This window comes from Burkholderia sp. AU44665 (assembly GCF_030504405.1).
GTDB lineage: Bacteria > Pseudomonadota > Gammaproteobacteria > Burkholderiales > Burkholderiaceae > Burkholderia > Burkholderia semiarida.
This window is the reverse complement of the sequence record NZ_JAUJRI010000003.1, coordinates 360,785-384,469: the sequence shown is the minus strand read 5'-3', so window position 1 is coordinate 384,469 and position 23,685 is coordinate 360,785. Positions and strand designations below refer to the sequence as shown.

General features: G+C 68.8%; 18 protein-coding genes. 11 read left to right on the top strand and 7 right to left on the bottom strand.

Annotation, left to right across the window (positions count from 1 at the left end):
• Window positions 1–92: 92 nt before the first annotated feature.
• From QZM15_RS10235 to QZM15_RS10205, 7 genes are all read left to right on the top strand, one after another.
• Window positions 93–875, top strand: coding sequence for a crotonase/enoyl-CoA hydratase family protein (locus QZM15_RS10235; protein ID WP_059581810.1), 783 nt, complete (start codon window positions 93–95; stop codon window positions 873–875).
• Between the two features lie 80 nt (window positions 876–955).
• On the top strand, window positions 956–2,176 hold the full coding sequence (locus QZM15_RS10230) for a CaiB/BaiF CoA-transferase family protein (RefSeq protein ID WP_302106310.1): 1,221 nt from the start codon (window positions 956–958) through the stop codon (window positions 2,174–2,176).
• Complete coding sequence (locus tag QZM15_RS10225) at window positions 2,173–2,970, top strand: enoyl-CoA hydratase/isomerase family protein (RefSeq protein WP_081075345.1); 798 nt, start codon at window positions 2,173–2,175, stop codon at window positions 2,968–2,970. Before QZM15_RS10230 ends, QZM15_RS10225 begins: the two co-directional genes overlap by 4 nt.
• A gap of 80 nt (window positions 2,971–3,050) precedes the next feature.
• Window positions 3,051–4,103 carry a porin gene (locus tag QZM15_RS10220; protein ID WP_060011296.1) on the top strand — a complete coding sequence of 351 codons (1,053 nt, stop codon included), beginning with the start codon at window positions 3,051–3,053 and terminating at the stop codon, window positions 4,101–4,103.
• 10 nt (window positions 4,104–4,113) lie between these two features.
• The gene (locus QZM15_RS10215; protein ID WP_059581803.1) at window positions 4,114–5,436 is read left to right on the top strand and encodes an MFS transporter; all 1,323 of its coding nucleotides are present in this window, start codon (window positions 4,114–4,116) and stop codon (window positions 5,434–5,436) included.
• A gap of 39 nt (window positions 5,437–5,475) precedes the next feature.
• Window positions 5,476–6,630, top strand: coding sequence for an acyl-CoA dehydrogenase family protein (locus QZM15_RS10210; protein WP_059581800.1), 1,155 nt, complete (start codon window positions 5,476–5,478; stop codon window positions 6,628–6,630).
• A 38-nt stretch (window positions 6,631–6,668) separates the two neighbouring features.
• On the top strand, window positions 6,669–7,607 hold the full coding sequence (locus QZM15_RS10205; protein ID WP_302106309.1) for an alpha/beta hydrolase: 939 nt from the start codon (window positions 6,669–6,671) through the stop codon (window positions 7,605–7,607).
• 58 nt (window positions 7,608–7,665) lie between these two features.
• Here the strand turns inward: QZM15_RS10205 and prpF are convergent, their stop codons facing one another.
• The 4 genes from prpF to prpB all read right to left on the bottom strand — a co-directional run bounded on the left by prpF (window position 7,666) and on the right by prpB (window position 13,663).
• The gene (gene prpF / locus QZM15_RS10200) at window positions 7,666–8,856 is read right to left on the bottom strand and encodes a 2-methylaconitate cis-trans isomerase PrpF (RefSeq protein ID WP_124860184.1); all 1,191 of its coding nucleotides are present in this window, start codon (window positions 8,854–8,856) and stop codon (window positions 7,666–7,668) included.
• Between the two features lie 24 nt (window positions 8,857–8,880).
• Complete coding sequence (gene acnD, locus QZM15_RS10195; RefSeq protein ID WP_302106308.1) at window positions 8,881–11,475, bottom strand: Fe/S-dependent 2-methylisocitrate dehydratase AcnD; 2,595 nt, start codon at window positions 11,473–11,475, stop codon at window positions 8,881–8,883.
• An 82-nt stretch (window positions 11,476–11,557) separates the two neighbouring features.
• Complete coding sequence (gene prpC, locus QZM15_RS10190; protein WP_302106307.1) at window positions 11,558–12,730, bottom strand: 2-methylcitrate synthase; 1,173 nt, start codon at window positions 12,728–12,730, stop codon at window positions 11,558–11,560.
• A gap of 39 nt (window positions 12,731–12,769) precedes the next feature.
• Entirely contained in the window at window positions 12,770–13,663 is an 894-nt protein-coding gene (gene prpB, locus QZM15_RS10185) for a methylisocitrate lyase (RefSeq protein ID WP_059581788.1), read from the bottom strand.
• Between the two features lie 170 nt (window positions 13,664–13,833).
• Between prpB and prpR the strand changes: the two genes are divergently transcribed.
• Window positions 13,834–15,816 carry a propionate catabolism operon regulatory protein PrpR gene (gene prpR / locus QZM15_RS10180; protein ID WP_302106306.1) on the top strand — a complete coding sequence of 661 codons (1,983 nt, stop codon included), beginning with the start codon at window positions 13,834–13,836 and terminating at the stop codon, window positions 15,814–15,816.
• A gap of 24 nt (window positions 15,817–15,840) precedes the next feature.
• Here the strand turns inward: prpR and QZM15_RS10175 are convergent, their stop codons facing one another.
• Window positions 15,841–16,470, bottom strand: coding sequence for an ABATE domain-containing protein (locus QZM15_RS10175; protein WP_226093802.1), 630 nt, complete (start codon window positions 16,468–16,470; stop codon window positions 15,841–15,843).
• A gap of 275 nt (window positions 16,471–16,745) precedes the next feature.
• Here QZM15_RS10175 and QZM15_RS10170 point away from each other — a divergent pair, with 275 nt between their 5' ends.
• Window positions 16,746–17,129, top strand: coding sequence for a VOC family protein (locus tag QZM15_RS10170; RefSeq protein ID WP_059581780.1), 384 nt, complete (start codon window positions 16,746–16,748; stop codon window positions 17,127–17,129).
• A 224-nt stretch (window positions 17,130–17,353) separates the two neighbouring features.
• On the opposite strand, the gene QZM15_RS10165 is transcribed toward QZM15_RS10170, so the two are convergent.
• Window positions 17,354–18,202, bottom strand: a complete 849-nt coding sequence (locus tag QZM15_RS10165) for an ureidoglycolate lyase (protein ID WP_104013306.1) — start codon at window positions 18,200–18,202, stop codon at window positions 17,354–17,356.
• A 659-nt stretch (window positions 18,203–18,861) separates the two neighbouring features.
• Here QZM15_RS10165 and QZM15_RS10160 point away from each other — a divergent pair.
• Window positions 18,862–19,683, top strand: coding sequence for an IclR family transcriptional regulator (locus tag QZM15_RS10160; protein WP_059581775.1), 822 nt, complete (start codon window positions 18,862–18,864; stop codon window positions 19,681–19,683).
• Between the two features lie 176 nt (window positions 19,684–19,859).
• Complete coding sequence (locus tag QZM15_RS10155; RefSeq protein ID WP_059581772.1) at window positions 19,860–20,411, top strand: hypothetical protein; 552 nt, start codon at window positions 19,860–19,862, stop codon at window positions 20,409–20,411.
• A gap of 663 nt (window positions 20,412–21,074) precedes the next feature.
• Here QZM15_RS10155 and QZM15_RS10150 read toward each other — a convergent pair.
• Window positions 21,075–23,432, bottom strand: coding sequence for a GNAT family N-acetyltransferase (locus tag QZM15_RS10150; protein WP_302106305.1), 2,358 nt, complete (start codon window positions 23,430–23,432; stop codon window positions 21,075–21,077).
• Window positions 23,433–23,685 lie beyond the last annotated feature (253 nt).

Below are 23,685 nucleotides of genomic sequence, written 5' to 3'. Positions count from 1 at the left end.
TGGAACGGAATTTCCCGCCGCCGACCGTCGTGACGATACTAGGCTTCGGCCCGCGGCGTGAAGTCCCGCGGCACAGAACACACGGAGACACCATGGCAGCCTTTTTGATCCGTGAACGGCAGGGCGCGATTCTGACCGTCACGATGAACCGTCCCGACACCCGCAACGCCATTTCGGATAACGATGCAATCGACGCGCTGACCGAATGCTGCGACGAAGCGAACCGCGACGAATCGATCCGCGTGCTGATCCTGACCGGCGCCGGCACGACGTTCTCGTCGGGCGGCAACGTGAAGGCGATGCGCGCGTTCGTCGAAGCGGGCCCGCACGACCCTGCCGCGATCCGGACCAGCTATCGCCGCGGCATCCAGCGGCTCGCGCACGCGTTCCAGCACCTCGAAGTACCGGCCATCGCGGCGGTCAACGGCCCGGCCATCGGTGCCGGCACCGATCTCGCGTGCATGTGCGACATCCGCATCGCCGCTGAACGCGCGCGCTTCGCGGAGAGCTTCATCGCGCTAGGTCTCGTGCCCGGCGACGGCGGCGCGTGGTTCCTGCCACGGATCGTCGGCGCCGCGGTCGCCGCCGAAATGTCGTTCACCGGCGATGCGCTGGACGCGCAGGCCGCGCTGCGCTGCGGGCTCGTGTCGCGCGTCGTGCCCGAGGGCGACCTCCTCGCGCATGCGCACGAACTGGCCGGCCGCATCGCGCGTCACTCGGGCACCGCGCTGCGTCTGACCAAGCGGCTGCTGCGCGAAGGCCGCCACGCGAGCCTCGACACGCTGCTCGACCTGTCGGCGTCGTACCAGGCGTTCGCGCATGCCAGCCCCGAACATCGCGCGGCCGTCACCGCGCTGTTCGCCGCGCGCGGCTGAACCCGCGACGCATCGCGGCCGTGCAGCCGGCGCATGCCGGCCTGCCGGCCCGTCGAATCCACATCGAAGGAGACATCGTCATGACCAGCAGCAACGAAGGCGCGCTCGCAGGCGTGCGCGTGGTGGATCTGAGCCGCGTCTATGCGGGGCCGTTCTGCGCGCAGACGCTCGCCGACCACGGCGCGGACGTCATCAAGATCGAACCGCCGCAGGGCGACGAGACGCGCGACTGGGGGCCCGTGATGCCGAACGGCATCTCCAGCTACTACTGGGGGCTCAACCGCAACAAGCGCAATCTCGCGCTCGACCTGTCGCATCCCGACGGACGCGACGTGCTGTTCCGCGTGCTCGAAACGGCCGACGTGCTGATCGACAACTTCAAGCAGGGGACGCTCGAACGCTGGGGCATCGGCTACGAAGACTGCCTGCGCGCGCGCTTCCCGCGCCTCGTCCACTGCTCGATTTCCGGGTACGGCACCGACGGCCCGCTCGCGCGGTTTCCGGGCTACGACGCCGTCGCGCAAGGCCTCGCCGGCTTCATGTCGATCAACGGCGAGCCGGGCGGCATGCCGCTCAAGGTGCCGTTTCCCGTCGTCGATTACGCGGCCGGCCTGAGCGCCGTCTCCACCATCCTGATCGCGCTCGTCGAGCGGACGCGCTCCGGCCTCGGGCAGCACGTCGACATCGACCTGTTCAGCACCGCGCTGTCGATGCTGCATCCGGTCAGCACGAGCTGGATGGCGACCGGCGACGTGCCCGTCGCGACCGGCAACGTGTACGGCGCGATCGCGCCGTACGGCGTCTATCCGTGCAAGGACAAGCCGGTCGCGACCGGCGCCGGCAACAACCGCACGTTCGCGCGGCTCGTCGACGCGCTCGGCGTGCCCGAGCTGGCGCGCGATCCGCGCTTCGCGACCAATGCGCAGCGCGTCGAGCATCGCGAGGCGCTCGACACGCTGCTCGGCCAGCTGACCGCCGAACTGCAGGCCGACGACGTCGTCGAACGGCTGATGCAAGCCGGCGTCGCGACGGGGCCGGTGAACACCGTGGCCGATGCGTTCGGCCATCCGCAGGCGACGCGCAACGCGATGTTCGTCGACACCGATACGTACACCGGCGCGGGCATCCCCGCCAAGCTGTCCCGCACGCCGGGATCGATACGCCGGCCGCCCCGGCCGTTCGCCGCCGATACCGACGCCGTGCTCGACGCATTCGGGATCGACGCGGCGCGCCGCGACGCGTTGCGGCAAGCGGGCGTGCTGCACGACACGCGGGCGGACGCCGCCGGGAGCGCGTCATGATCGCCCCGCCCGTTTCTTCGCCGACGGGCGACGATGCCCCGTCGATCCTGCGCGACGACGCCGACGGCATCGCGTGGCTGACGATCCATCGTCCGCACGTCGCCAACGCGCTGTCCGCCGAAGCGATCCGCCGCCTGTGCGACGAACTCGTCACGCTCGACGACAACCCGTCGATTCGCGTCATCGTGATCCGCGGCGCGGGCGAACGCGCGTTCAGCGCCGGCGTCGATCTCGGCGACCCCGAAATACGCGGGATGCAGCCGATGCGCGGGCTCGCGCGCAACGTGCACGAGCTGATCCTGGAGCTGCGCAAGCCGACCATCGCGGCCATCAACGGCCACGCCATCGGCGGCGGCTGCGAAATCGCCCTCGCGTGCGACCTGCGCATCGCCGCCGATCACGCGACCTTCGCGCTGCCCGAAGCACGGGTCGGCATGGGCGCGAACTTCGCGAGCGTGCTGCTGCCGCGCATGTTGCCGCACGCGATCGCGATGGAGTTGCTGTTCACGGGCCGCCGCTTCGACGCGGACGAAGCGCGGCACGTCGGCCTGCTGAACCGCGTCGTGCCCGGCGCCGCGCTCGACGACAGCGTGCGCGAACTCGCGCGGACGATCGCCGCGAACGCGCCGCTCACGATCCGCCGCATCAAGGAAACCGCGACGCGCAGCCAGGGGCTGCCGGTAGCCGCCGCACTGCGGCTGGACGTCGGCCCCGACGTCTATGCGAGCGAGGACCGGATCGAGGGCGCCCGCGCGTTTCTCGAGAAGCGCAAGCCGGTGTTCAAGGGACGCTGAGCCCGGCGCCGCACCGTGACACCCCGCGCGCACCGCTCCCAGAACGCGGGCGCGAATAAAACATGGACGGAGACACCTTCATGCAACGGAAAGCATTCCTGGTCGGCGCGTGCGTGCTGTGCGCCACGCCAGCGCACGCGTCGTCGGTCACGCTCTATGGGATCGTCGACAGCTACGTCGAATTCGATCGCATCGGCAGCCTGTCGAGCATGCGGCAAAGCGGCGGCGGATCGTCGACGAGCCGCTTCGGACTGACGGGCGTCGAGGATCTCGGCGGCGGCACGTCGACGAAATTCGTGCTGGAAAGCGGCTTCTCGCCGGCCGACGGATCGTTCCAGGGCGGCACGCTGTTCTACCGGCAGGCGTACGTGTCGCTGCAGAACACGCGCTACGGCGACCTGCGGCTCGGCCGGCAATACACGCCCGCGTTCTACGTCGTGTACGACGGCGATCCGTTCGGACTCAACGAACGGATGTCGCCGCTCGCGCTGCTCGCGACGTCGACGGACACGATCACTAGCAACACGACACCGCCGATTCCGCGCTTCAACCAGGCGGCGTCGTATCTGAGCCCCGACTGGAACGGCCTGCGTGTGATGGCCACGTACGGCTTTCCGACGCCGAACGCACTGTCGACGCAGGCCGGACGCAACTACGGCGCCGGGCTGCAGTACCGGATCGGCGGCCTCTACGTCGGCGCCGGCTTCCAGGGCGATACGTCGGCCGGCAACCTCGCGCCGGCCGTCGCCCCGTCGACGACCCGCCACTACGTGTTCGCGACCAACTACGCGTTCGCGCGGGTCAAGCTGTACGCCGCGTTCCTGTACGGCGTCGGCACGGCGGCGCGCCTGCCCGCGTTCTCGACCGCGAGCGTCGGCGCGTCGATCAACGTCGGCGCGCTCGATCGCGTGCTCGTGTCGGTGGTGCGCCGCGACGTGAAGGGCTCGGCGAACGACGCGACCGCGCTCGGCGTCGGCTACGACCATCCTCTGTCGAAGCGGACCTCGCTCTACGCACGCTATCTCTACATGAAGAACGGCGGCGACGCCCGCAATACCGTCGTCGCCGGCCTGCAACCGCAACCAGGCGGCACCGAGCAGGTGTTCGCGCTCGGCATCGTTCACCGCTTCTGACGGAGTGCCCATGCCCCCGACCCTTTCGACCCGTCCGGCCGCCGTCGACGACGGCGCGACGCAGGCGCTCTACCGCCGGATCTCGCGCCGGCTGCTGCCGTTCCTGATCCTCTGCTACACGCTGTCGTTCATCGACCGGATCAACATCGGCTTCGCGCACGCACAGATGGCCGCCGACCTGCACTTCTCCGACGCCGTCTACGGGCTCGGCGCCGGCATCTTCTTCATCGGCTACATGGCGTTCGAGATTCCCAGCAACGCGTGGCTCGCGCGGATCGGCGCGCGCCGGACGATTGCCCGGATCATGGTGCTGTGGGGCCTCGGCTCGGCCGCGACGATGTTCGTCACGACGCCCGCGCAGTTCTACGCGTGCCGCTTCCTGCTGGGCGTGTTCGAGGCCGGTTTCTTCCCCGGCATCCTCTTCTATCTCGGCGCGTGGTATCCGCCGCGGCAGCGCGCCAAGGCGTTCGCGCTGTTCATGACCGCGCTGTATCTCGCGGGGCTGATCGCCGGCCCGGTGTCGGGCGCGATCCTGTCGTACTTCGACGGCGTGGCCGGCCTGAGCGGCTGGCAATGGCTGTTCGTCGTGGAAGGGTTGCCGAGCAGCGCGCTCGGCCTCGTCGCGCTGCGCTTTCTCGACGACCGACCGGACGACGCACACTGGTTGTCCGACGCCGACAAGGCCGCGCTGCGCGCCGCGCACGCGCGGGCCGAAGCCGGTACGCCGGACGCGAACGCGGCGCGGCCGTTGCTCGCGCATCGCGATTTCTGGCTGCTGTGCGCGGCCAATTTCGCGATCGCGGCCGCAGGCTACGCGCTCGTGTTCTGGATGCCCGTGATCCTGCATCGCGGCGGCCTCCATGGCGCGATGCAGATCGGGCTGCTGTCCGCGCTGCCGTACCTGTGCGGCATCGTCGGCATGCTCGCGATGGGCTGGCGCACCGAGCGCCGGCGCGAATGGCGCAAGCACGGCGCCGTCGCGATGCTCGCGTGCGCGGCGGCGCTCGCCGGCCTCGCGAGCAGCGCCGGCACGTTGCACCTGATGATCGCGCTGTGCATCGCGGTCGCCGCGCACGCCGCGGCGCTGCCCGCGTTCTGGGTGCTGCCGGGGCTCGCGCTGCCGAAGCGCTCGATGGCGGTCGCGATCGCGGCGATCACGATGACCGGCGCGATCGGCGGGTTCGCAAGCCCGTTCCTGATGGGCGTACTCAACACGGCCACCGGGTCGATGCGCGGCGGCCTCTATTTCAATGCCGCGCTGCTGGCGGCCGGCGCGCTCGCGTTGCTCGGCACGCTGCGCGCCCGTGCGGCGGCGTGCGCGAACGCCGGCTGACGGTGCGATTTCTTCCTCCTCTGTACGGACCCCACCCTCATGAATTTCGACCTTGAACTCGAACACCGGATGATCCGCGACCTCGTCGCGCGTTTCGTGAAGGACGAACTGATTCCGCTCGAAGCGGCGGTGATGGCGCGCGAGGCCGACGGCCAGCGCTTCGGGCTGCTCGCCGACGAGCGGGCGCATCTCGACGAGCGCTCCCGGCAACTCGGCCTGTGGGGACTCGACGCGCCGCTCGACGCGGGCGGCTCGGACCTGCCGGCCGTCGCGATGGTCGGCGTGAACGAGGCGATCGGCACGACCGTCACCCCGTACATCCTGCCGCCCGATTCGCCGAACCTGCGGATGCTGTGCGACGCGGCCGACGATGCGCAACGCGCGCGCTATCTCGAACCGTACGCACGCGGCGCCACGCGTGCCGCGATGGCGATCTCCGAGCCCGGCGCCGGCTCCGATCCGGGCGCGCTGTCGACGACCGCCGTGCGCGACGGCGACGGCTGGGTGCTGAACGGCCGGAAGATCTGGATCAGCCACGCGGCCGAAGCGGACTGGACGATCGTGATGGCGCTGACCGACCGCAGCAAGGGCAAGCGCGGCGGCATGTCGGCGTTCATCGTCGAGCGCGACACGCCGGGTTTCGTCATCGAGCGCCGGATCCCGATGATCGGCGGACTGTCGACCTACGAAATCGTGCTGGAAGACTGCCGCATTCCCGCCGCGCAACTGCTGGGCCGGGAAGGCGCCGGCTTCGCGCCGATGCAGGCCCGGCTCGCGAACCGGCGGCTGGAGATGGCCGCATGGTGCATCGGCCGCGCCGAACGCGCGGTCGCGCTCCTGTGCGACCATGCGAAACAGCGCACGACCTTCGGCGTGCCGCTCAAGGAGCGCCAGGCGGTCCAGTGGTGGGTCGCCGATGCGCTCACGCAGATCCACGCATGCCGCCTGATGACCTACGAAGCGGCCGCGCGCGTGGATGCCGGGCAGGATGCCCGCACGCAGATCTCGATGGTCAAGGTGTTCGCGACCGAAATGGCGTCGACCGTCATCGATCATGCGATGCAGACGCTCGGCGCGATGGGCATGACGAAGGAAATGCCGTTGCAGCAGATGGCCAGCGAAGCGCGGCTGATGCGCATCTTCGAAGGCCCGACCGAGGTGCACCGCTGGGTCGTCGCGCGCAGCGTGCTCTGACCGCGGTGCGCCGCCCACTTCCACGATGGAGCCCTGCGTTGAACACACTGCATCTCGTCGATCCCGAAATCCGCCCGCTGCTCGAGACCTGGCCGACCGTCACGCTCGACGCCGACAACCTCGCGCAGTCGCGCCAGCGCGTACTGCCGCTGCCGCCGCCCGACCCGGCCGGCAGCACGCTCGAACGCCGCACGGTGCCCGGCCCCGCCGGCGCCCCGGACGTCCCGGTCCTCGTCTATCTGCCCGACGGCCACGTGCGCCCGCTGCCGGCGATCGTCCACCTGCACGGCGGCGGCTTCGTGCGCGGCGCGGCAAAGGAGCTCGAAGCGGTGCACCGGTCGCTCGTGACGCAGCTCGGCTGCGCGCTGATCTCGGTCGACTATCGGCTCGCGCCGGAAACCGTGTTTCCCGGCGCGATCGAGGACTGCTACGCGGCGCTCGCGTGGGTGTTCCGTCACGCCGATACGCTCGGCATCGACGCCACGCGGATCGGCGTGGCGGGCGAAAGCGCGGGCGGCGGGCTCGCCGCCGCGCTGGCGCTGCTGGCCCGCGACCGCGGCGAATTCCGGCTCGCGTTCCAGCACCTGATCTATCCGATGCTCGACGATCGCACCTGCACGCGCACGCCGCATCCGCATGCCGGCGCATTCATCTGGCATGCGGCCAACAACCGGTTCGGCTGGACCGCGCTGCTCGGCCACGCGCCGGGCATCGATGGCGTGTCGCCGTACGCGGCGGCCGCGCGCGCCACGCGGCTCGACGGCCTGCCGCCCACCTTCCTGTCGGTCGGCTCGCTCGACCTGTTCCTCGACGAAAACCTCGACTATGCGCAGCGCCTGCTCCGCGCGGGCGTGCCGACCGAACTGCACGTGCTGCCCGGCGGCGTACACGGATTCGACATCGTGCCCGGCGCGCGGATCTCGGAAACGGCGCGCCGCCTGAGCCACGACGCGCTGCGCCGCTTCCTGCACGGCTGACCCAGACGACGCGGGCGGCCGAAGCCGCCCGCATCCGCGCCGATCCCGACGGCAACGATCAGAACGCATCCCCCGGCACGCGCACCCAGCCTTCCATCAGCACGCGCGCGCTGCGGCTCATGATCGCTTTCGTGACGGTCCACTCCCCGTTCTCGAACCGCGCTTCCGCGCCGACCCGCAGCGTGCCCGACGGATGGCCGAAGCGCACCGCATTGCGTTCGCCGCCGCCCGCCGCGAGATTGACGAGCGTGCCCGGGATCGCCGCGGCCGTGCCGATCGCGACCGCCGCCGTGCCCATCATCGCGTGATGCAGCTTGCCCATCGACATCGCGCGCACCAGCAGGTCGACGTCGCCTGCGTTCACGCGCTTGCCGCTCGACGCGACGTAGTCGGCCGGCTTCGCGACGAACGCGATCTTCGGCGTGTGCTGCCGCGTCGCGATTTCGTCGAGCGTGTCGATCAGGCCCATCCGCAACGCGCCGTGCGCGCGGATCGTCTCGAACTTCTCGAGCGCCTTCGCGTCGCCGTTGATCGCGTCCTGCAACTCGGTGCCCGTATAGCCGATCGCTTCCGCCTCGACGAAGATCGTCGGAATCCCGGCATTGATCATCGTCGCCTTCAGCGTGCCGACGCCCGGCACCGCGAGATCGTCGACGAGGTTGCCGGTCGGGAACATCGAGCCGCCCGCGCCTTCTTCCTCGGCGGCCGGGTCCATGAACTCGAGCTGCACTTCGGCGGCCGGGAACGTGACGCCGTCCAGCTCGAAGTCGCCCGTCTCCTGCACCGCGCCGTTCACGATCGGCACGTGCGCGACGATCGTCTTGCCGATGTTCGCCTGCCAGATCCGCACGGTCGCGACGCCGTCGCGCGGCACGCGCGCCGGGTCGACCAGCCCGCCGGCGATCGCGAACGGGCCGACCGCCGCCGACAGGTTGCCGCAGTTGCCGGTCCAGTCGACGAATGCACGGTCGATCGCGACCTGCCCGAACAGGTAGTCGACGTCGTGGCCCGGCCGCGTGCTCTTCGACACGATCACCGTCTTGCTGGTGGACGACGTCGCGCCGCCCATCCCGTCGATCTGCTTGCCGTACGGATCAGGGCTACCGATCACGCGCAGCAGTAGCGCGTCGCGCGCGGCGCCCGGCGCCTGCGCGGCGTCCGGCAGATCCTGCAGCCGGAAGAACACGCCCTTGCTGGTGCCGCCGCGCATGTACGTGGCGGGAATCCTGATTTGAGGAATGTGAGCCATGTCTGTGTTCCCAATGTGCGCCGGTCAGGCGGCCTGCGACGATTCGAGGAAGTCCTGCGCGAAACGCTGCAGCACGCCGCCCGCTTCGTAGATCGACACTTCCTCGGCCGTATCGAGCCGGCACGTCATCGGCACCTCGACACGTTCGCCGTTCCTGCGGTGAATCACGAGCGTCAGGTCGGCGCGCGGCGTGCGCTCGCCGATCACGTCGAAGGTCTCCGTGCCGTCGATGCCGAGCGTCGTCCGGTTGGTGCCCGGCTTGAACTCGAGCGGCAGCACGCCCATCCCGATCAGGTTCGTGCGGTGGATCCGCTCGAAGCCTTCGGCGGCGATCGCCTCGACGCCCGCGAGCCGCACGCCCTTCGCGGCCCAGTCGCGCGACGAGCCCTGGCCGTAGTCGGCGCCGGCGATCACGATCAGCGGCTGCTTGCGATTCATGTACGTCTCGATCGCTTCCCACATCCGCATGACCTTGCCGTCCGGCTCGACGCGCGCGAGCGAGCCCTTCTTCACCACGCCGTCGACGACGGCCATCTCGTTGACGAGCGTCGGGTTCGCGAAGGTCGCGCGCTGCGCGGTCAGGTGGTCGCCGCGGTGCGTCGCGTACGAGTTGAAGTCTTCTTCCGGCAGGCCCATCTTCGCGAGGTATTCGCCGGCCGCGCTGTCCGGCAGGATCGCGTTCGACGGCGACAGGTGGTCGGTCGTGATGTTGTCGCCGAGCACCGCGAGAGGGCGCATGCCCTTCAACGTGCGCTCGCCGGCAAGCGCGCCTTCCCAGTACGGCGGGCGGCGGATGTACGTGCTCTGCGCGCGCCAGTCGTACAGCGGCGCCGCGCGCTCGCCGGCGTCGGCGCTGCGCGCGAACATCGGCTCGTAGACCTTGCGGAACTGCTCGGGCTTCACGCTCGACGCGACGATCGCATCGATCTCCTCGTCGGTGGGCCAGATGTCCTTCAGCGCGACGGGGTGGCCGTCCCGGTCGTGGCCGAGCACGTCCTTCTCGATGTCGAAGCGGATCGTGCCGGCGATCGCGTACGCGACGACGAGCGGCGGCGACGCGAGGAACGCCTGCTTCGCATACGGGTGGATACGGCCGTCGAAGTTGCGGTTGCCGGACAGCACGGCCGTCGCGTACAGGTCGCGCTCGACGATCTCCTGCTGGATCTTCGGGTCGAGCGCGCCCGACATCCCGTTGCAGGTCGTGCACGCGAACGCGACGATGCCGAAGCCGAGCTTTTCGAGTTCCGGCAGCAGGTTCGCTTCCCGCAGATACAGCTCGACCGCCTTCGACCCGGGCGCGAGCGAACTCTTCACCCAAGGCTTGCGCGTGAGGCCCTTCGCGTTCGCGTTGCGCGCGAGCAAGGCCGCGGCGATCACGTTGCGCGGGTTGCTGGTGTTCGTGCAGCTCGTGATCGCGGCGATGATCACCGCGCCGTCGGGCATCTCGCCCGGCTTCTCTTCCCACTGGCCGGCAATGCCGCGCGCGGCGAGATCGGACGTCGGCAGCCGCTTGTGCGGGTTCGACGGGCCGGCCATGTTGCGCACGACGCTCGACAGGTCGAACGTCAGCGTGCGCTCGTATTGCGCGTTCGCGAGCGTATCGGCCCACAGGCCGGCCGCCTTCGCATACGTCTCGACGAGCTTCACCTGCTCGTCGCTGCGGCCCGTGAGGCGCAGGTAGTCGATCGTCTGGCCGTCGATGAAGAACATCGCGGCCGTCGCGCCGTATTCGGGCGCCATGTTGGAGATCGTCGCGCGATCGCCGAGCGTGAGGCTCGCGGCGCCTTCGCCGCGGAATTCCAGATACGCGCCGACCACCTTCTCCTTGCGCAGGAACTCGGTCAGCGCGAGCACGACGTCGGTCGCGGTGATGCCGGGCTGGCGCTTGCCGGTCAGCTCGACGCCGACGATGTCGGGCAGGCGCATCCACGACGCGCGGCCGAGCATCACGTTCTCGGCTTCTAGCCCGCCGACGCCGATCGCGATCACGCCGAGCGCATCGACGTGCGGCGTGTGGCTGTCGGTGCCGACGCAGGTGTCCGGGTACGCGACGCCGTCCTGCGCCTGGATCACCGGCGACATCTTCTCGAGGTTGATCTGGTGCATGATGCCGTTGCCCGGCGGAATCACGTCGACGTTCTCGAACGCCTTCTTCGTCCACTCGATGAAGTGGAAGCGATCCTCGTTGCGGCGATCCTCGATCGCGCGGTTTTTCGCGAACGCGTCCGGATCGAAGCCGCCGCATTCGACGGCGAGCGAGTGGTCGACGATCAGTTGCACGGGCACGACCGGGTTCACCTTCGCCGGGTCGCCGCCGCCGTCCGCGATCGCGTCGCGCAGGCCGGCGAGATCGACGAGCGCGGTCTGCCCGAGGATGTCGTGGCACACCACGCGCGCCGGAAACCACGGGAAATCGCGTTCGCGCTTGCGCTCGACGATCTGCTTCAGCGAATCGGCGAGGATCGCCGGATCGCAGCGGCGCACGAGGTTTTCGGCGAGCACGCGCGACGTGTACGGCAGCGTGTCGTAGGCGCCGGGCGCGATCGCATCGACCGCGGCACGCGCGTCGAAATAGTCCAGCGACGTGCCGGGCAGGGGTTTGCGGTTGGCGGTATTCATGATGTGGGGCGGAATTCGGGGAATGACGCGCCGCACGCGCGGGCCGCCCGCATCACGGGCGCCGGCGCGCGCGGCGGGCGTTTCAGCGCTTCTCGATCGGCACGAACTGCAGGTCTTCCGGGCCCGTGTAATTCGCGCTCGGGCGGATGATCTTGTTGTCGATGCGCTGCTCGATGATGTGCGCGCTCCAGCCCGACGTGCGCGAGATCACGAACAGCGGCGTGAACATCGCGGTCGGCACGCCCATCATGTGATACGACACCGCGCTGAACCAGTCGAGGTTCGGGAACATCCTCTTCGCGTCCCACATCACCGATTCGAGGCGCTCGGCGATGTCGTACAGCTTCAGGTCGCCCGCTTCCTTCGACAGCTTGTGCGCGACGCCCTTGATCACCTTGTTGCGCGGATCGGAGATCGTGTAGACGGGGTGGCCGAAGCCGATCACGACTTCCTTGTTCTCGACGCGGCGGCGGATGTCGGCTTCCGCGTCGTCCGGCGAGCTGTAGCGGCTCTGGATCTCGTACGCGACTTCGTTCGCGCCGCCGTGCTTCGGCCCGCGCAGCGCGCCGATCGCGCCGGTGATCGCCGAGTAGATGTCCGAGCCCGTGCCCGCGATCACGCGGCCCGTGAACGTCGACGCGTTGAATTCGTGCTCCGCGTACAGGATCAGCGACGTGTGCATCGCCTCGACCCACGACTTCGACGGCGCCTTGCCGTGCAGCAGGTGCAGGAAGTGGCCGCCGATCGAGTCGTCGTCGGTTTCCGTCTCGATGCGCTTGCCGTTATGCGAGAAGTGATACCAGTACAGCAGCATCGAGCCGAGCGACGCCATCAGGCGATCGGCGATGTCGCGCGCGCCCGGCAGATTGTGGTCGTCCTTCTCCGGCAGCACGGTGCCGAGCACCGACACGCCGGTGCGCATCACGTCCATCGGGTGGGCCGACGCCGGGATCTGTTCGAGCGCGGCCTTCAGCGCGCTCGGCAGGCCGCGCAGCGCGCGCAGCTTGGTCTTGTACGCGGCCAGTTCGGTCAAATTCGGCAGCGTGCCGTGCACGAGCAGGTGCGCGATTTCCTCGAATTCGCACGATTCGGCGACGTCGAGAATGTCGTAGCCGCGGTAGTGCAGATCGTTGCCGGTCTTGCCGACCGTGCACAGCGCGGTGTTGCCGGCCGTCACGCCCGACAGCGCCACCGACTTCTTCGGCTTGAATGCGCCTGCGGCGGCCGGTGCTGCTGCGTCTTTCGTCTCGCTCATGTTTTCCTTCTCCAATGGGTATCGGGGGTGCGGGCCGCGTTACTTCCTGCCCTGCGCGAACAGTTCGTCGAGCTTGCGTTCGTATTCGTGATAGCCGAGGAAGTCGTACAGCTCGGCGCGCGTCTGCATCGTCGGCACGACCGCCTTCTGCGTGCCGTCGCGGCGCAGCGTTTCGTAGAAGTTCAGCGCGGCCTTGTTCATCGCGCGATACGCGCCGCAGCAGTACAGCGCGATGTCGACGTTCGCCTCGCGCAGCTCGTCCAGCGTGAACAGCGGCGTCGAGCCGAATTCGGTCAGGTTCGCGAGGATCGGCACCTTCACCGCGGCCTTGAAACGGCGGTAGTCGTCGAGCGTCTTCATCGCTTCCGGGAAGATCATGTCCGCGCCGGCCTCGACGTACGCGACCGCGCGCTCGATCGCCGAGTCGATCCCTTCCGCGGCGGCCGCGTCGGTGCGCGCCATGATCACGAACTGGTCGTCGGTACGCGCATCGACCGCGGCCTTCACGCGATCGACCATTTCCTCGGTCGGCACGACTTCCTTGCCCGGGCGATGGCCGCAACGCTTCTGGCCGACCTGGTCCTCGAGGTGCACGGCCGCGACGCCGGCGTTGATGAACGAGCGGACCGTGCGCGCGATGTTGAATGCGCCGCCCCAGCCCGTGTCGATGTCGACCAGCAGCGGCAGGTCGGTCGCGTTGGTGATCCGGGTCGCGTCGATCAGCACGTCTTCCATCGTGCTGATGCCGAGGTCGGGGATGCCGAGCGAGTTCGCGGCGACGCCGCCGCCCGACAGGTACACGGCCTTGAAGCCGACGGCCTGCGCCATCTTGGCCGCGTACGCGGTGATCGCGCCGACCACCTGCAGCGGCTGCTCGGCCGCGACTGCCGCGCGGAACTTCGCGCCGGCGCTCTGAAGATGCGTATTGCTCATGAACGGCCTCCTGATGGAATGCCTGATAACAGCAAGGACCGGGCCAGCTTGCGGAATGTCGCTAACCCACTGATTCTTAAGCAACGGCCGTGGGCGTTGCATCGGCCGTCGATTTCAATTCGGCAATTTGGTGTTTCAAAAATGAAATCGCACGCGCATAATCGGTCGTCATGGACCTCTCTTCGACCAAGCCCGTCGGCCCGGCCGACCGCACGGTGCGCCCGCGCATCTGGGCGATGGGCATCAGCCGGCTGCGCGAGCTATTTCGCGAGATCGCCGGCGAATTCGACGAACGCGCCGACGTGCGCATCGTCGCGCGTGCCTATGAAGATGCGCTGAGCGCCATCGCGGAAGCCGGCACCGCGCGGCCCGACGTGATCGTCGCGGCCGGCTCGAACGGCGGCTTCCTGAAAACGCGCGCGCAGGTGCCGGTGGTGGTCGTGTCGCCGACCGGCTTCGACGTGATGCAGGCGCTCGCCCGCGCGCGGCGCGACGCCGCGCGGATCGCGCTCGTCAGCGCCGGCGAAACGCCGCCCGAAGTGCGCCGCTTCGTCGCCGCATACGGCCTCGACGTGCAGTTTGCGTCATATCAGTCCGCGCAGGAAGCGGAAGCCTGCGTGCACGACCTGCGCGACCGCGGCATCGAGACGATCGTCGGCCCCGGCCTCGTCACCGATCTCGCGGCCAGCGCCGGCATGGGCGCGGTGTTCCTGTATTCGCATGCGTCGGTGCGCAAGGCCGTCGAAACAGCGCTCGAAGTCGCGTATGCGACGCACGCCGAGGCTTTTCGCCGCCAGCGGCTCGACACGCTGCTGCAGCACTTGCGCGACGGCGTGGTCGCGCTCGATGCGCACGGCCGCGTCGAGGCGATCAACGAGCGGCTCGCGTCGGCGCTCGGAGTCGAACCCGCGGCGGCCGTCGGCCGCGCGCTCGTCGACCTGCGGCCCGAGCTGCGCACGCTCCGTGGCGAGGACGGTGACGCGCTCGCGACCGTGCGCGGCGTGCGCTACGTCGTGCATCGCGGGCCGCTCGTCGATCGCGGCGTCACGTCGGGCAGCGTGCTGACGTTCCAGGAATCGCGCGCGGTCGAACGGCTCGATCGCGCGTTGCGCTCGCAACCGACCACGCAGCAGTTCGCCGCGCGCTATGCGCTCGACGACGTGGTCGGCGCCTCGGCGCCGATGACGCGCGTGCGCGACCTCGTGCGCCGCTACGCGAAATCCGACGCGACCGTGCTCGTGCTCGGCGAAAGCGGCACCGGCAAGGAAATGATCGCGCAGAGCCTGCATGCGCTGTCCGCGCGGCGTAGCTACCCGTTCGTCGCGGTCAACTGCGGCGCGTTTCCGGAAGCGCTGCTCGAAAGCGAGCTGTTCGGCTATGAGGAGGGCGCGTTCACCGGCGCGCGGCGCGGCGGCAAGACCGGCCTGTTCGAGGCCGCGCACCGCGGCACGCTGTTTCTCGATGAGATCGGCGAGATGCCGCCGTCGTTGCAGAGCCGGCTGCTGCGCGTGCTGCAGGAGCGTGAGGTGATCCGCCTCGGCTCGACCGAGCCGATCCGCATCGACGTGCGCGTGATCGCCGCGACGCACCGGCCGCTGCTCGCGGCGGTCGAGGCCGGCACGTTCCGCGCGGATCTCTATTACCGGCTCAACATCCTGAACATCGGCCTGCCGCCGCTGCGCGAGCGCGCGGCCGACATTCCCGCGCTCGCGGCGACGCTGCTCGTGCAGGCCGCGCGGCGCGAGCCGCGTCTCGCCGAACGCGTGCGCGACACCGACGACGCGCTGCGCGTGCTCGACGCGACGCTGGCGACGCTCGCGCGCTACCGCTGGCCGGGCAACGTGCGCGAACTGCAGAACGTGGTCGAGCGGATCGCGGTCGAGCTGGCCGAGGAAGTCGACGAAAGCGATCCGGCCGCCCCGTGCGCGGCGCTCGCACCCGGCGCGCTGCAAGCGATCGCGCCCGAGCTGTTCGCCGCGCGGCCCGATGCGGCCGACGCCGACGACGCGCAAACCCTGCAAGCGCGCCGTCGTCGAGCGGAAGCCGACGAGATCCGCGCGGTGCTCGACGCGTGCGGCGGCGACCGCGACCGCGCCTGCGCGATGCTCGGCATCAGCAAGACGACGCTGTGGCGCAAGTTGTCGGCGAAATAGGTTCGGGCGGCGCCAGCCGCGCCGTCATTCGGCCTTGTGGTAGTGGCGATACGCCTTCGCGCGATTGCCGCACGACGACATCGAGCACCAGCGGCGGCTGCCGTTCTTGCTGTCGTCGATGAACAGCCACTGGCATGCATCGTTCGCGCAGCGCTTGACCTTCGCGAGCCGCGCGCCGCCGAGCAGGTCGATCGCAGACCACAGCACCGGGCTCAACAACCCCGCGAGCGTCGCGCTCGACGCGTCGACCCGCCACGCATAGCGGCCATCGACGCGCGCCAGCGCAACGCGCGGCGACGCTTGCGCCAGAAAGCCGCCGAGCAGCGCGAGATCGTCGGGCTGCGGCTCGCGTTGCTCCGCCTGTGCAAGAAACAGCCGGTACAGCGCCTCGCGCAATGCGAGCGCCCGCGCAAGCATCGGCGGCGCGTCGCTCTTGTCTTTCTCCTTGTCGGGCACGCGGCATGCGTCGGTCAGGCAGGCCGGCACGCCGGCCCGCTCGCGGCACCACACCAGGAGGTCGTCCATCGTGGCGAAGGTTTCCGTCGGCGGATCGCTGCCGCGCCAGTACAGCGTGTTCGCGAAATCGACGCTCAGCGTATCGGGCGGCGCCGGGACCAGGCAGTCGGTCGCGACAGAAGGTTGCATTTTGTTCATGACGCGATCGTATCTAACCACCATGCCGGTTGACAAGCGCTCGAGCGATTTCTAACATAACCAGCATGGTGGTTAAAAACAGGTTGATTGCACTGACGCCCCTTCAATCCAAGGAGACACAGATGATCGATTGCCTTTCGTTCGACGTTATCCACACCGCGGCCGGCCGCGCGTACGACGACAGCACGCTCGGCGCGCTTCGCTACAAGCGGCTGGCATGGTGCCTTTGAGCAGGTCTGCCGCACTGACGTCCCCTTCCGTTCAAGGAGCCACAGATGATCGATCACCTTTCATTCGGCGTTGCCCACGTCGACCGCAGCCGCACCTTCTACGACAACGCGCTCGGCGCACTCGGCTACAAGCGTCTGTATAGCGACGACAGCGCCATCGGGTACGGCGCGACCGAGCCCGAGCTGTGGTTGCAGCACGCGGCTCGCCCTGTCGCCGCCGATCCCGAGTCGGGGATGCACCTGTCGTTCAAGGCCGCGTCGCCGGCCGAGGTCGATGCGTTCTACCGCGCCGCGCTCGAGCACGGTGGCAAGGACAACGGCGGGCCCGGCAAGCGCGAGCACTACGGCCCCGGCTATTACGCGGCGTTCGTCGTCGATCCCGACGGATATCGGCTCGAAGCGCATTGCGAGCTGGACAACGTCGTTTGATCCGCTTCGTGCGGACGCCGACGAGCGACAACGGCCCGATTCCGCATCGCGCGGAATCGGGCCGTTGGTTTAGGGCCTGTTCACGCTAATAACGGGCGTGCGCTGGCTGCATCGTCGTTCGGTTCGCGGCCGCCACCGACGGCGGCCGGGCCGACATGTCGAAGCGCGTGACCGGCACGCGCGGACGGGTTGCGCCCTCCGGCCAGCGCCCGCCGCGCACGCGCTTATTGCGCGTTGCGTGTGCGCTGCAACTGTTCGCCGAGCCCTTCGATCCCGAGGCGCACCGTCTGGCCGGCCTTCAGGAACACCGGCGACGGCTTGACGCCCATGCCGACGCCCGGCGGCGTACCGGTCGTGATCACGTCGCCCGGCTGCAGCGTCATGCAGGTCGACAGATACGCGACCAGTTGCGCGACGGTGAATACCATCGTGCGCGTGTTGCCGTTCTGATAACGATGGCCGTCGACGTCGAGCCACAGGTCGAGACGCTGCGGATCGGGCACTTCGTCGCGCGTGACGAGCCACGGGCCGATCGGGCCGAAGGTGTCGAAACCCTTGCCCTTGTCCCACTGGCCGCCGCGTTCGATCTGCCATTCGCGCTCGGACACGTCGTTGACGACGCAGTAGCCCGCGACGTAATCGAGCGCGCGCGCTTCGTCGACGTCCTTGCATGTCGCGCCGATCACGACGCCGAGTTCGACTTCCCAGTCGGTCTTCACCGAGCCCTTCGGGATATCGATGCCGTCGTTCGGGCCGCAGATCGAACTCGTCCATTTGCCGAACACGACCGGCTCCTTCGGCACCGGCATCCCGGCTTCGGCCGCGTGATCGGCATAGTTCAGGCCGATGCCGATGAACTTGCCGACGCGCCCGACGCACGCGCCGATGCGCGGCTCGCCCGACACGAGCGGCAGCGTGGCCGGATCGATCGCGCGTAGCCGCGCGAGGCCGGTGTCGGACAGCACGTCGCCGGCAAGATCCGGTACATGTGCGGACAGGTCGCGAATCCGGCCGGCCGCGTCGAGGATGCCGGGCTTTTCCTGGCCGGACGGGCCATAGCGAAGCAGTTTCATCGTGCTTAACCTCTGTTGTCGAATGAGACAGCATACCGGCCAGCGCGGCCTTCCGCAGCCGCGCACCGGACTGATGGTCGATCGTCGATTGCGCGCGTCGGCGCCGCATGCGGCATGCCGTCGACGCGCGGGGGTCGCGCGGGCGCAGCGATCGCGGCGCCATACGCAAGGACGGCGCGCATCGAACGGGCAGCCGCCGGTCCGTGCATCGGCGACGACGGCCCGGCACTTGCGACGCACGCCGCCCCATGCGGCCGGCTGCATGCGCGGCCGCGCCGTCGCCGGCCCGCAACCCTTTGTACCATCGGCCGCGCGCCGTGAAATGACGCGCGACGGATACCGACTATTGGTGCACCCGCAGACGCTGCGACGCAGCACGCGCTGCACCGGCGTCGGTGGCTCGGCCGCCATTCGCAATGGCGCCGGCCATCGGTGCGTGAATACTGGCTATTCGGGGTGCCCTGTCATCGGAAACGTTTGCCCATCCGTTCTTTTCCGGTAATGATCAGTAAAAAGACGCTGCATTGCACACTGTATGTTTATTGCTAAGCTCGTACGGATGGCTTTCATCGCCATCCGCGGGGCCGCCCTCTACACGTGCAGAACCGGCCAGCGTGCGTCGCCAATCGATCGAGTAATCCCCCAACCTCACACCGACAATGCAGACAACCAACGACCCGCTTCCCGGCTGCGACGCACGGGAATCGATGGCCGCTATCGAACGCTATCGCGCCCCCGCGCTCGACAAGGGCCTCGACATTCTCGAACTCCTGTCCGAGCAGAAGGAAGGACTCACCCGCACCGAAATCACGAAGGAGCTCGGCCGTAACGCGAGCGAAATCTACCGGATGCTCGAACGCCTCGTCGCGCGCCGCTACGTGATGCGTTCGACCGGCGGCGATCGCTACACGCTCAGCCTCAAGCTGTTCGCGCTTGCACACCGGCATCCGCCGATGAACCGGCTGATCGCCGAGGCGCTGCCGCCGATGCAGCGCTTCGCCGATGCCGCGGAGCAGTCGTGCCACCTGTCCGTCTACGATCGCGGCAACCTGCTCGTGATCGCCCAGGTGGACGGGCCCGGGCCGTGGGGCGTGTCGGTCCGGCTCGGCTCGCGCGTCGGGCTCGCCGATACGGCGTCGGGGCGCATGATGCTGGCGTTCCAGGGCGCCGAGCAACGCGCGCACATGCTGGCCGAGCACCGCAAGGTCAAGGGCGAGGCGCCGCTGAACGAACAGGAGCTCGCGACTGCGTGCCAGTCGATCCGGCAGTCCGGCTATCTGCGCCAGGACAGCCGCCAGGCGTACGGCGTGACCGACCTGACCGTGCCGATCCTCGGGCCGGCCGGCCATGCAATCGCGGTGCTGACCTGCCCGTACATGCGCCGGATCGATGCGCACATGGCGCCGTCCGTCGACGTGGTCGTCGGCGCACTGCGCGACACGGCCGCCCATCTGTCGATGTGCCGCACCGAGACCTGCTGACGCGCGGGATAGCCGGCCACGCGCACCGGGCAACGCGAAGCGGCGCCGGCTCCGGTTGCGCGCGACGCCCGTGCGGTGGCCGATGCGCGATGTCGCATCGGGCGCCCGCGGCGCTACGCTAGAATAGCGGCCCTCTCAAAAACTACGGCGGCCGGTTGTCGCGGCCGTCGTGTCCGATGGATGTCATGGCCAAACTTCTGAACGATCAAGAATTCCAGCGTTTCTCCGAACTTCAGCAGAAGCAGGCAAGCTTCACGATCACGCCCGAGGAAGCGGACGAGCTGCGCGATATCGTCGCGCGCGCACAGAAGAAGCGCGACGATCGCGCCGCCGCGATGCAGGCGATCGAGAACTACATCGAGCAGTTCGACATCACGCCTGACGAACTCTTCTCGCCCGAGCAGATCGGCGACGCGGCCCGTACGTACGGGCTCATCACGGCGACCAAGAAGGAACGCACGCTGCCGCCGTCGATCACGTTCAACGGCAAGCCGTACCAGTGGACCAAGACGCTTCCGGACGACGTGCGCGGCGCACTCTTCGATGCGTTCACGTCCGGCGAATCGGTCAAGCGCTTCATCGCGATGCCGAAAGACACCGCGCGCTGTGCGCTGACGATCGCCCGCCTCGAGCGCGAAACCGGCGCCGTCTATGCCGATCCGCACCTCGAGGAACTCGCGATTTCGCGCGATCAGGTGAACGACGCGGCGTCGAAACTCACCGCGTGAATGTCATCACGGGCACGCTTCCTGCGTGCCTGCACCCGCGCATGACGCCGGCATCGGCCGGCGCCGCGCCCGCGGGAGCCGTGCATTCGCATGCTCCCGAAAAAGCTCACCTCGACATCCCGCAAGCGCTCACCACCGCCTCCCGGAAAACCTCACCCAAGGCGCGCGGAGACGCCGACTGACGTCTCCCGAACGTCCTCACCGATTGCTCCCGCACGTGCTCACCGAGGCGTCCCGGAAAGGCTCACCAGCACCTCCCGCAGGTGCTCACCGGCCGTTCCCGGGAAAGCTCACCGAATGCTCCCGTATCGGCTCACCACGCTGTCCCGGAAAAGCTCCCTCACTGCTCCCGAAAAATCTCACCTGTCTCACCTTCGTGATGGCTTTGAATCCGCGAGGCCGGCATATGGCCGCGAATATTTGCGAGCACATCGCTTGAAACGGCGGCGCAAGACGAATATCGCAGCACGCTGTCACGCATCTCCCGACCTCATCCGTGCCTCGCGATATCGCCGCGATCGACAGGCTCGACACGTTGGCAAGCGCTTCATCCGGGATGATTTTTCGACTTCTTTGCATTCCTGATCGAAATTCCGGCATAGCAAGACATTGCTGCCTCGACGCCATGCGCTCACCCTTCAGCGTCGGGGCGCGGACTGACGCCTACGGCTGCAACTTCATCCTGAAACCCACGACACCGGGCTCCTCCGTCGTCGACACCTCGAAACCGCACGATTTCGCGAGCGAAATCATCGCCGAATTCTCGCGCAGCGCCTCGCCGACCATCCAGGCGGTGCCGCGCGAGCGTGCGTAGTCGATGATGCGGGTCATCATCAGCCGGCCGAGCCCCTTGCCCTTCTGGTCGGGCCGCACCGCGATCGCGAACTCCGCCGTCTCGTTGTCGGGATCGGCCACCGCGCGCACCACCGCGAGCGTGTGGTCGCGCCCGGACACATCGGTAAACGACACGATGAAAGCCATCTCGCGGTCGTAGTCGATCTGCGTCATGCGCGCCACCTGCGAATGATCGAAGCTGCGCACCGCGCCGAAGAAACGCATCCGCAGATCTTCCGGCGTCATCGCACCGAGCAGTTCGTTGTGCGCGGCTTCGTCCTCCGGACGGATCGGGCGGATCGTCACCGTCTCGCCGTGCCACTCGAGCGTCTGCTCGAGGTGCCGCGGATACGGCATGATCGCGAGCCGGCTGCGCCCCGAAGCCAGCGTGATGCGCGGCGCGATCACCCATGCGCGGTCGGACAGCACGCGCAGCGTGACCGACATCGCCACGACTTCACGCACGTCGCAAACGGCCTGCGACAGGGCCGTCAGCGCGTCGAGCGTCGGTTCGACGGGCGTGCTGCGCGCATACGGCGAGCGCTCCATCACCGCGCGGGCGAGCACGGTGTTCAGCGGCGGCAGGCCGTAGACGACGAACGGCGCCGATACGCCATCGGCCGGCGGCACGGCATAGCGAAACACCGGACCGAAGTTCGAATCGTCGTACATGTCGACCGTGATATCGACGATTTTCTTGCCGGCCGGCTCGTCGGGCTGCTCGCCCTGCAGACCGAAACGGGACAGCCAGGCCAGCGCGGCTTCGCCGGCCAGTTCATGCTGGCCGGCTTCGACCATGCGGCGCGCATCGGCCTGGGCCGATGCCACGCACTCGGCCGGCTGCAGCGGCGTGCCCTCCGGCGTCTGCATCAGCAACTGGCGCCCGAGGTTGTAGTCGACGAGACGCGCATACGCGCGGGCAAGCCGCTGCGGCGTCGTATGCACCGGAATGCCGTTCGCGTGCAGCGCGTCGCGCGTCGCTGCGTCGACCGCGCCGAAGAAACACGCGAGGATGCCGCGATGCGCGTATTGCCGCGAGTCGATCAGCGTGCGCGCGACCCGATCGGCCGGCGCGCTGTGCGAAGTCGAATGAACGACGAACAGCGTGCCCGTCTGCGGAAACGGGGCGAGCGCCTTGATCGCCTCGGCAAAATGCTCGGGGCGCGCATCGTCGCCCAACGTGAGCGGGTTGCCGGGTGCCGCGAGATGCGGCAGCGCGGCCGCGACGGCCGACGTTGCCGCGGGCGACCAGTTTGTCAGTACGTCGCGCACCTCGGCCACCGCATCGACCGCGAGTTTCGCCACGCCCGCGTCGCTCGTCACGAGCGTCGCCGCCCCACGCGCGGTGACACGGCCAACGCCGAGCGTCTCGATTTCGTCGAGCAGATCGTCGAGCGCATCGACGCGCACCATGCCCGCGCGCTGGAACGCCGCCGTGTACAGCGCGTCGCCGGGGTCGGCCCGGCCGGTGCGCAACGCGAGCACCGGCTTGTTGCGTGCGGCCGCGCGCGCGGCCGACATGAACTTGCGCGCCGCGCGCACGGTATCGAGTTCGAGCAGGATCGCGCGCGTGCCGGGGTCGCTTGCCAGATAGTCGAGTACGTCGCCCGCATCGACGTCGGATTCGCTGCCAAGCGCGACGACATGCGAAAAGCCGAGGCCGCGCGCATCGGCCCAGCCAAGCACCGCGTTCGTCAACGCATTCGATTGCGACACCCACGCGACGCCGCCCGATCGCGCCGTATACGCAGGCGCGCCGAAATGCGCATGCCGCGCGGGCGACAACACGCCCAGGCTGCCGGGCCCGACGATACGGAGCACGAACGGCTTCGCCGCCTTCAGCGTACGATCGACCGCGGCGCGATCAGCATCGGTGCGCGCCTCGCCGACGATCACCGCGACGCGCGTGCCGAGCTCGCCGAGCTTGCGCACGATGCCGGCCCAGGTCGCGGGCGGTGTGCAGATCACGGCAACCGACGGCGGCGCGGGCAACCGGTCGACATCGGAGACGACTGCATGCCCGTCCAGCTCGCGATATTTCGGGTTGACCGGCCACACGGGCCCCTGGAACGCGCCGTCGAGCACGCGCGACCACACCATCGCGCCGATACTGCCCGCGCGCGATGACGCGCCGACGACCGCAACGGACCTGGGCTGGAACAACGCATCGAGATGGCGAACGGTCACATCGGCTCCCTGCGGTGACGAAAGACGACACGATCGGCATGCGGCCGGGCAGGCCATGCGCCGATCGACGCGAACTCCAAGCATAGGCGAAGCGCCCGCGACTGCCTATATGCCGAACGGCCGACTATTCGACGGACGTCAACGCCCGCACCATGGGCCTGCACCACATGCGGCCCGGCATCGCAGCGCCGCTCGCACGATGCACGCAACGCGGCACGACGCTGCAGCCGCTTTCTCAAAGGTGAGGATTTAC

Bases quoted from the DNA above. Each gene is read 5' to 3' on its own strand.
- QZM15_RS10235 (WP_059581810.1), top strand. From the start codon at position 93: ATGGCAGCCTTTTTGATCCGTGAACGGCAGGGCGCGATTCTGACCGTC.
- QZM15_RS10230 (WP_302106310.1), top strand. From the start codon at position 956: ATGACCAGCAGCAACGAAGGCGCGCTCGCAGGCGTGCGCGTGGTGGAT.
- QZM15_RS10225 (WP_081075345.1), top strand. From the start codon at position 2,173: ATGATCGCCCCGCCCGTTTCTTCGCCGACGGGCGACGATGCCCCGTCG.
- QZM15_RS10220 (WP_060011296.1), top strand. From the start codon at position 3,051: ATGCAACGGAAAGCATTCCTGGTCGGCGCGTGCGTGCTGTGCGCCACG.
- QZM15_RS10215 (WP_059581803.1), top strand. From the start codon at position 4,114: ATGCCCCCGACCCTTTCGACCCGTCCGGCCGCCGTCGACGACGGCGCG.
- QZM15_RS10210 (WP_059581800.1), top strand. From the start codon at position 5,476: ATGAATTTCGACCTTGAACTCGAACACCGGATGATCCGCGACCTCGTC.
- prpF (WP_124860184.1), bottom strand. From the start codon at position 8,856: ATGGCTCACATTCCTCAAATCAGGATTCCCGCCACGTACATGCGCGGC.
- acnD (WP_302106308.1), bottom strand. From the start codon at position 11,475: ATGAATACCGCCAACCGCAAACCCCTGCCCGGCACGTCGCTGGACTAT.
- prpC (WP_302106307.1), bottom strand. From the start codon at position 12,730: ATGAGCGAGACGAAAGACGCAGCAGCACCGGCCGCCGCAGGCGCATTC.
- prpB (WP_059581788.1), bottom strand. From the start codon at position 13,663: ATGAGCAATACGCATCTTCAGAGCGCCGGCGCGAAGTTCCGCGCGGCA.
- prpR (WP_302106306.1), top strand. From the start codon at position 13,834: ATGGACCTCTCTTCGACCAAGCCCGTCGGCCCGGCCGACCGCACGGTG.
- QZM15_RS10175 (WP_226093802.1), bottom strand. From the start codon at position 16,470: ATGAACAAAATGCAACCTTCTGTCGCGACCGACTGCCTGGTCCCGGCG.
- QZM15_RS10170 (WP_059581780.1), top strand. From the start codon at position 16,746: ATGATCGATCACCTTTCATTCGGCGTTGCCCACGTCGACCGCAGCCGC.
- QZM15_RS10165 (WP_104013306.1), bottom strand. From the start codon at position 18,202: ATGAAACTGCTTCGCTATGGCCCGTCCGGCCAGGAAAAGCCCGGCATC.
- QZM15_RS10160 (WP_059581775.1), top strand. From the start codon at position 18,862: ATGCAGACAACCAACGACCCGCTTCCCGGCTGCGACGCACGGGAATCG.
- QZM15_RS10155 (WP_059581772.1), top strand. From the start codon at position 19,860: ATGGATGTCATGGCCAAACTTCTGAACGATCAAGAATTCCAGCGTTTC.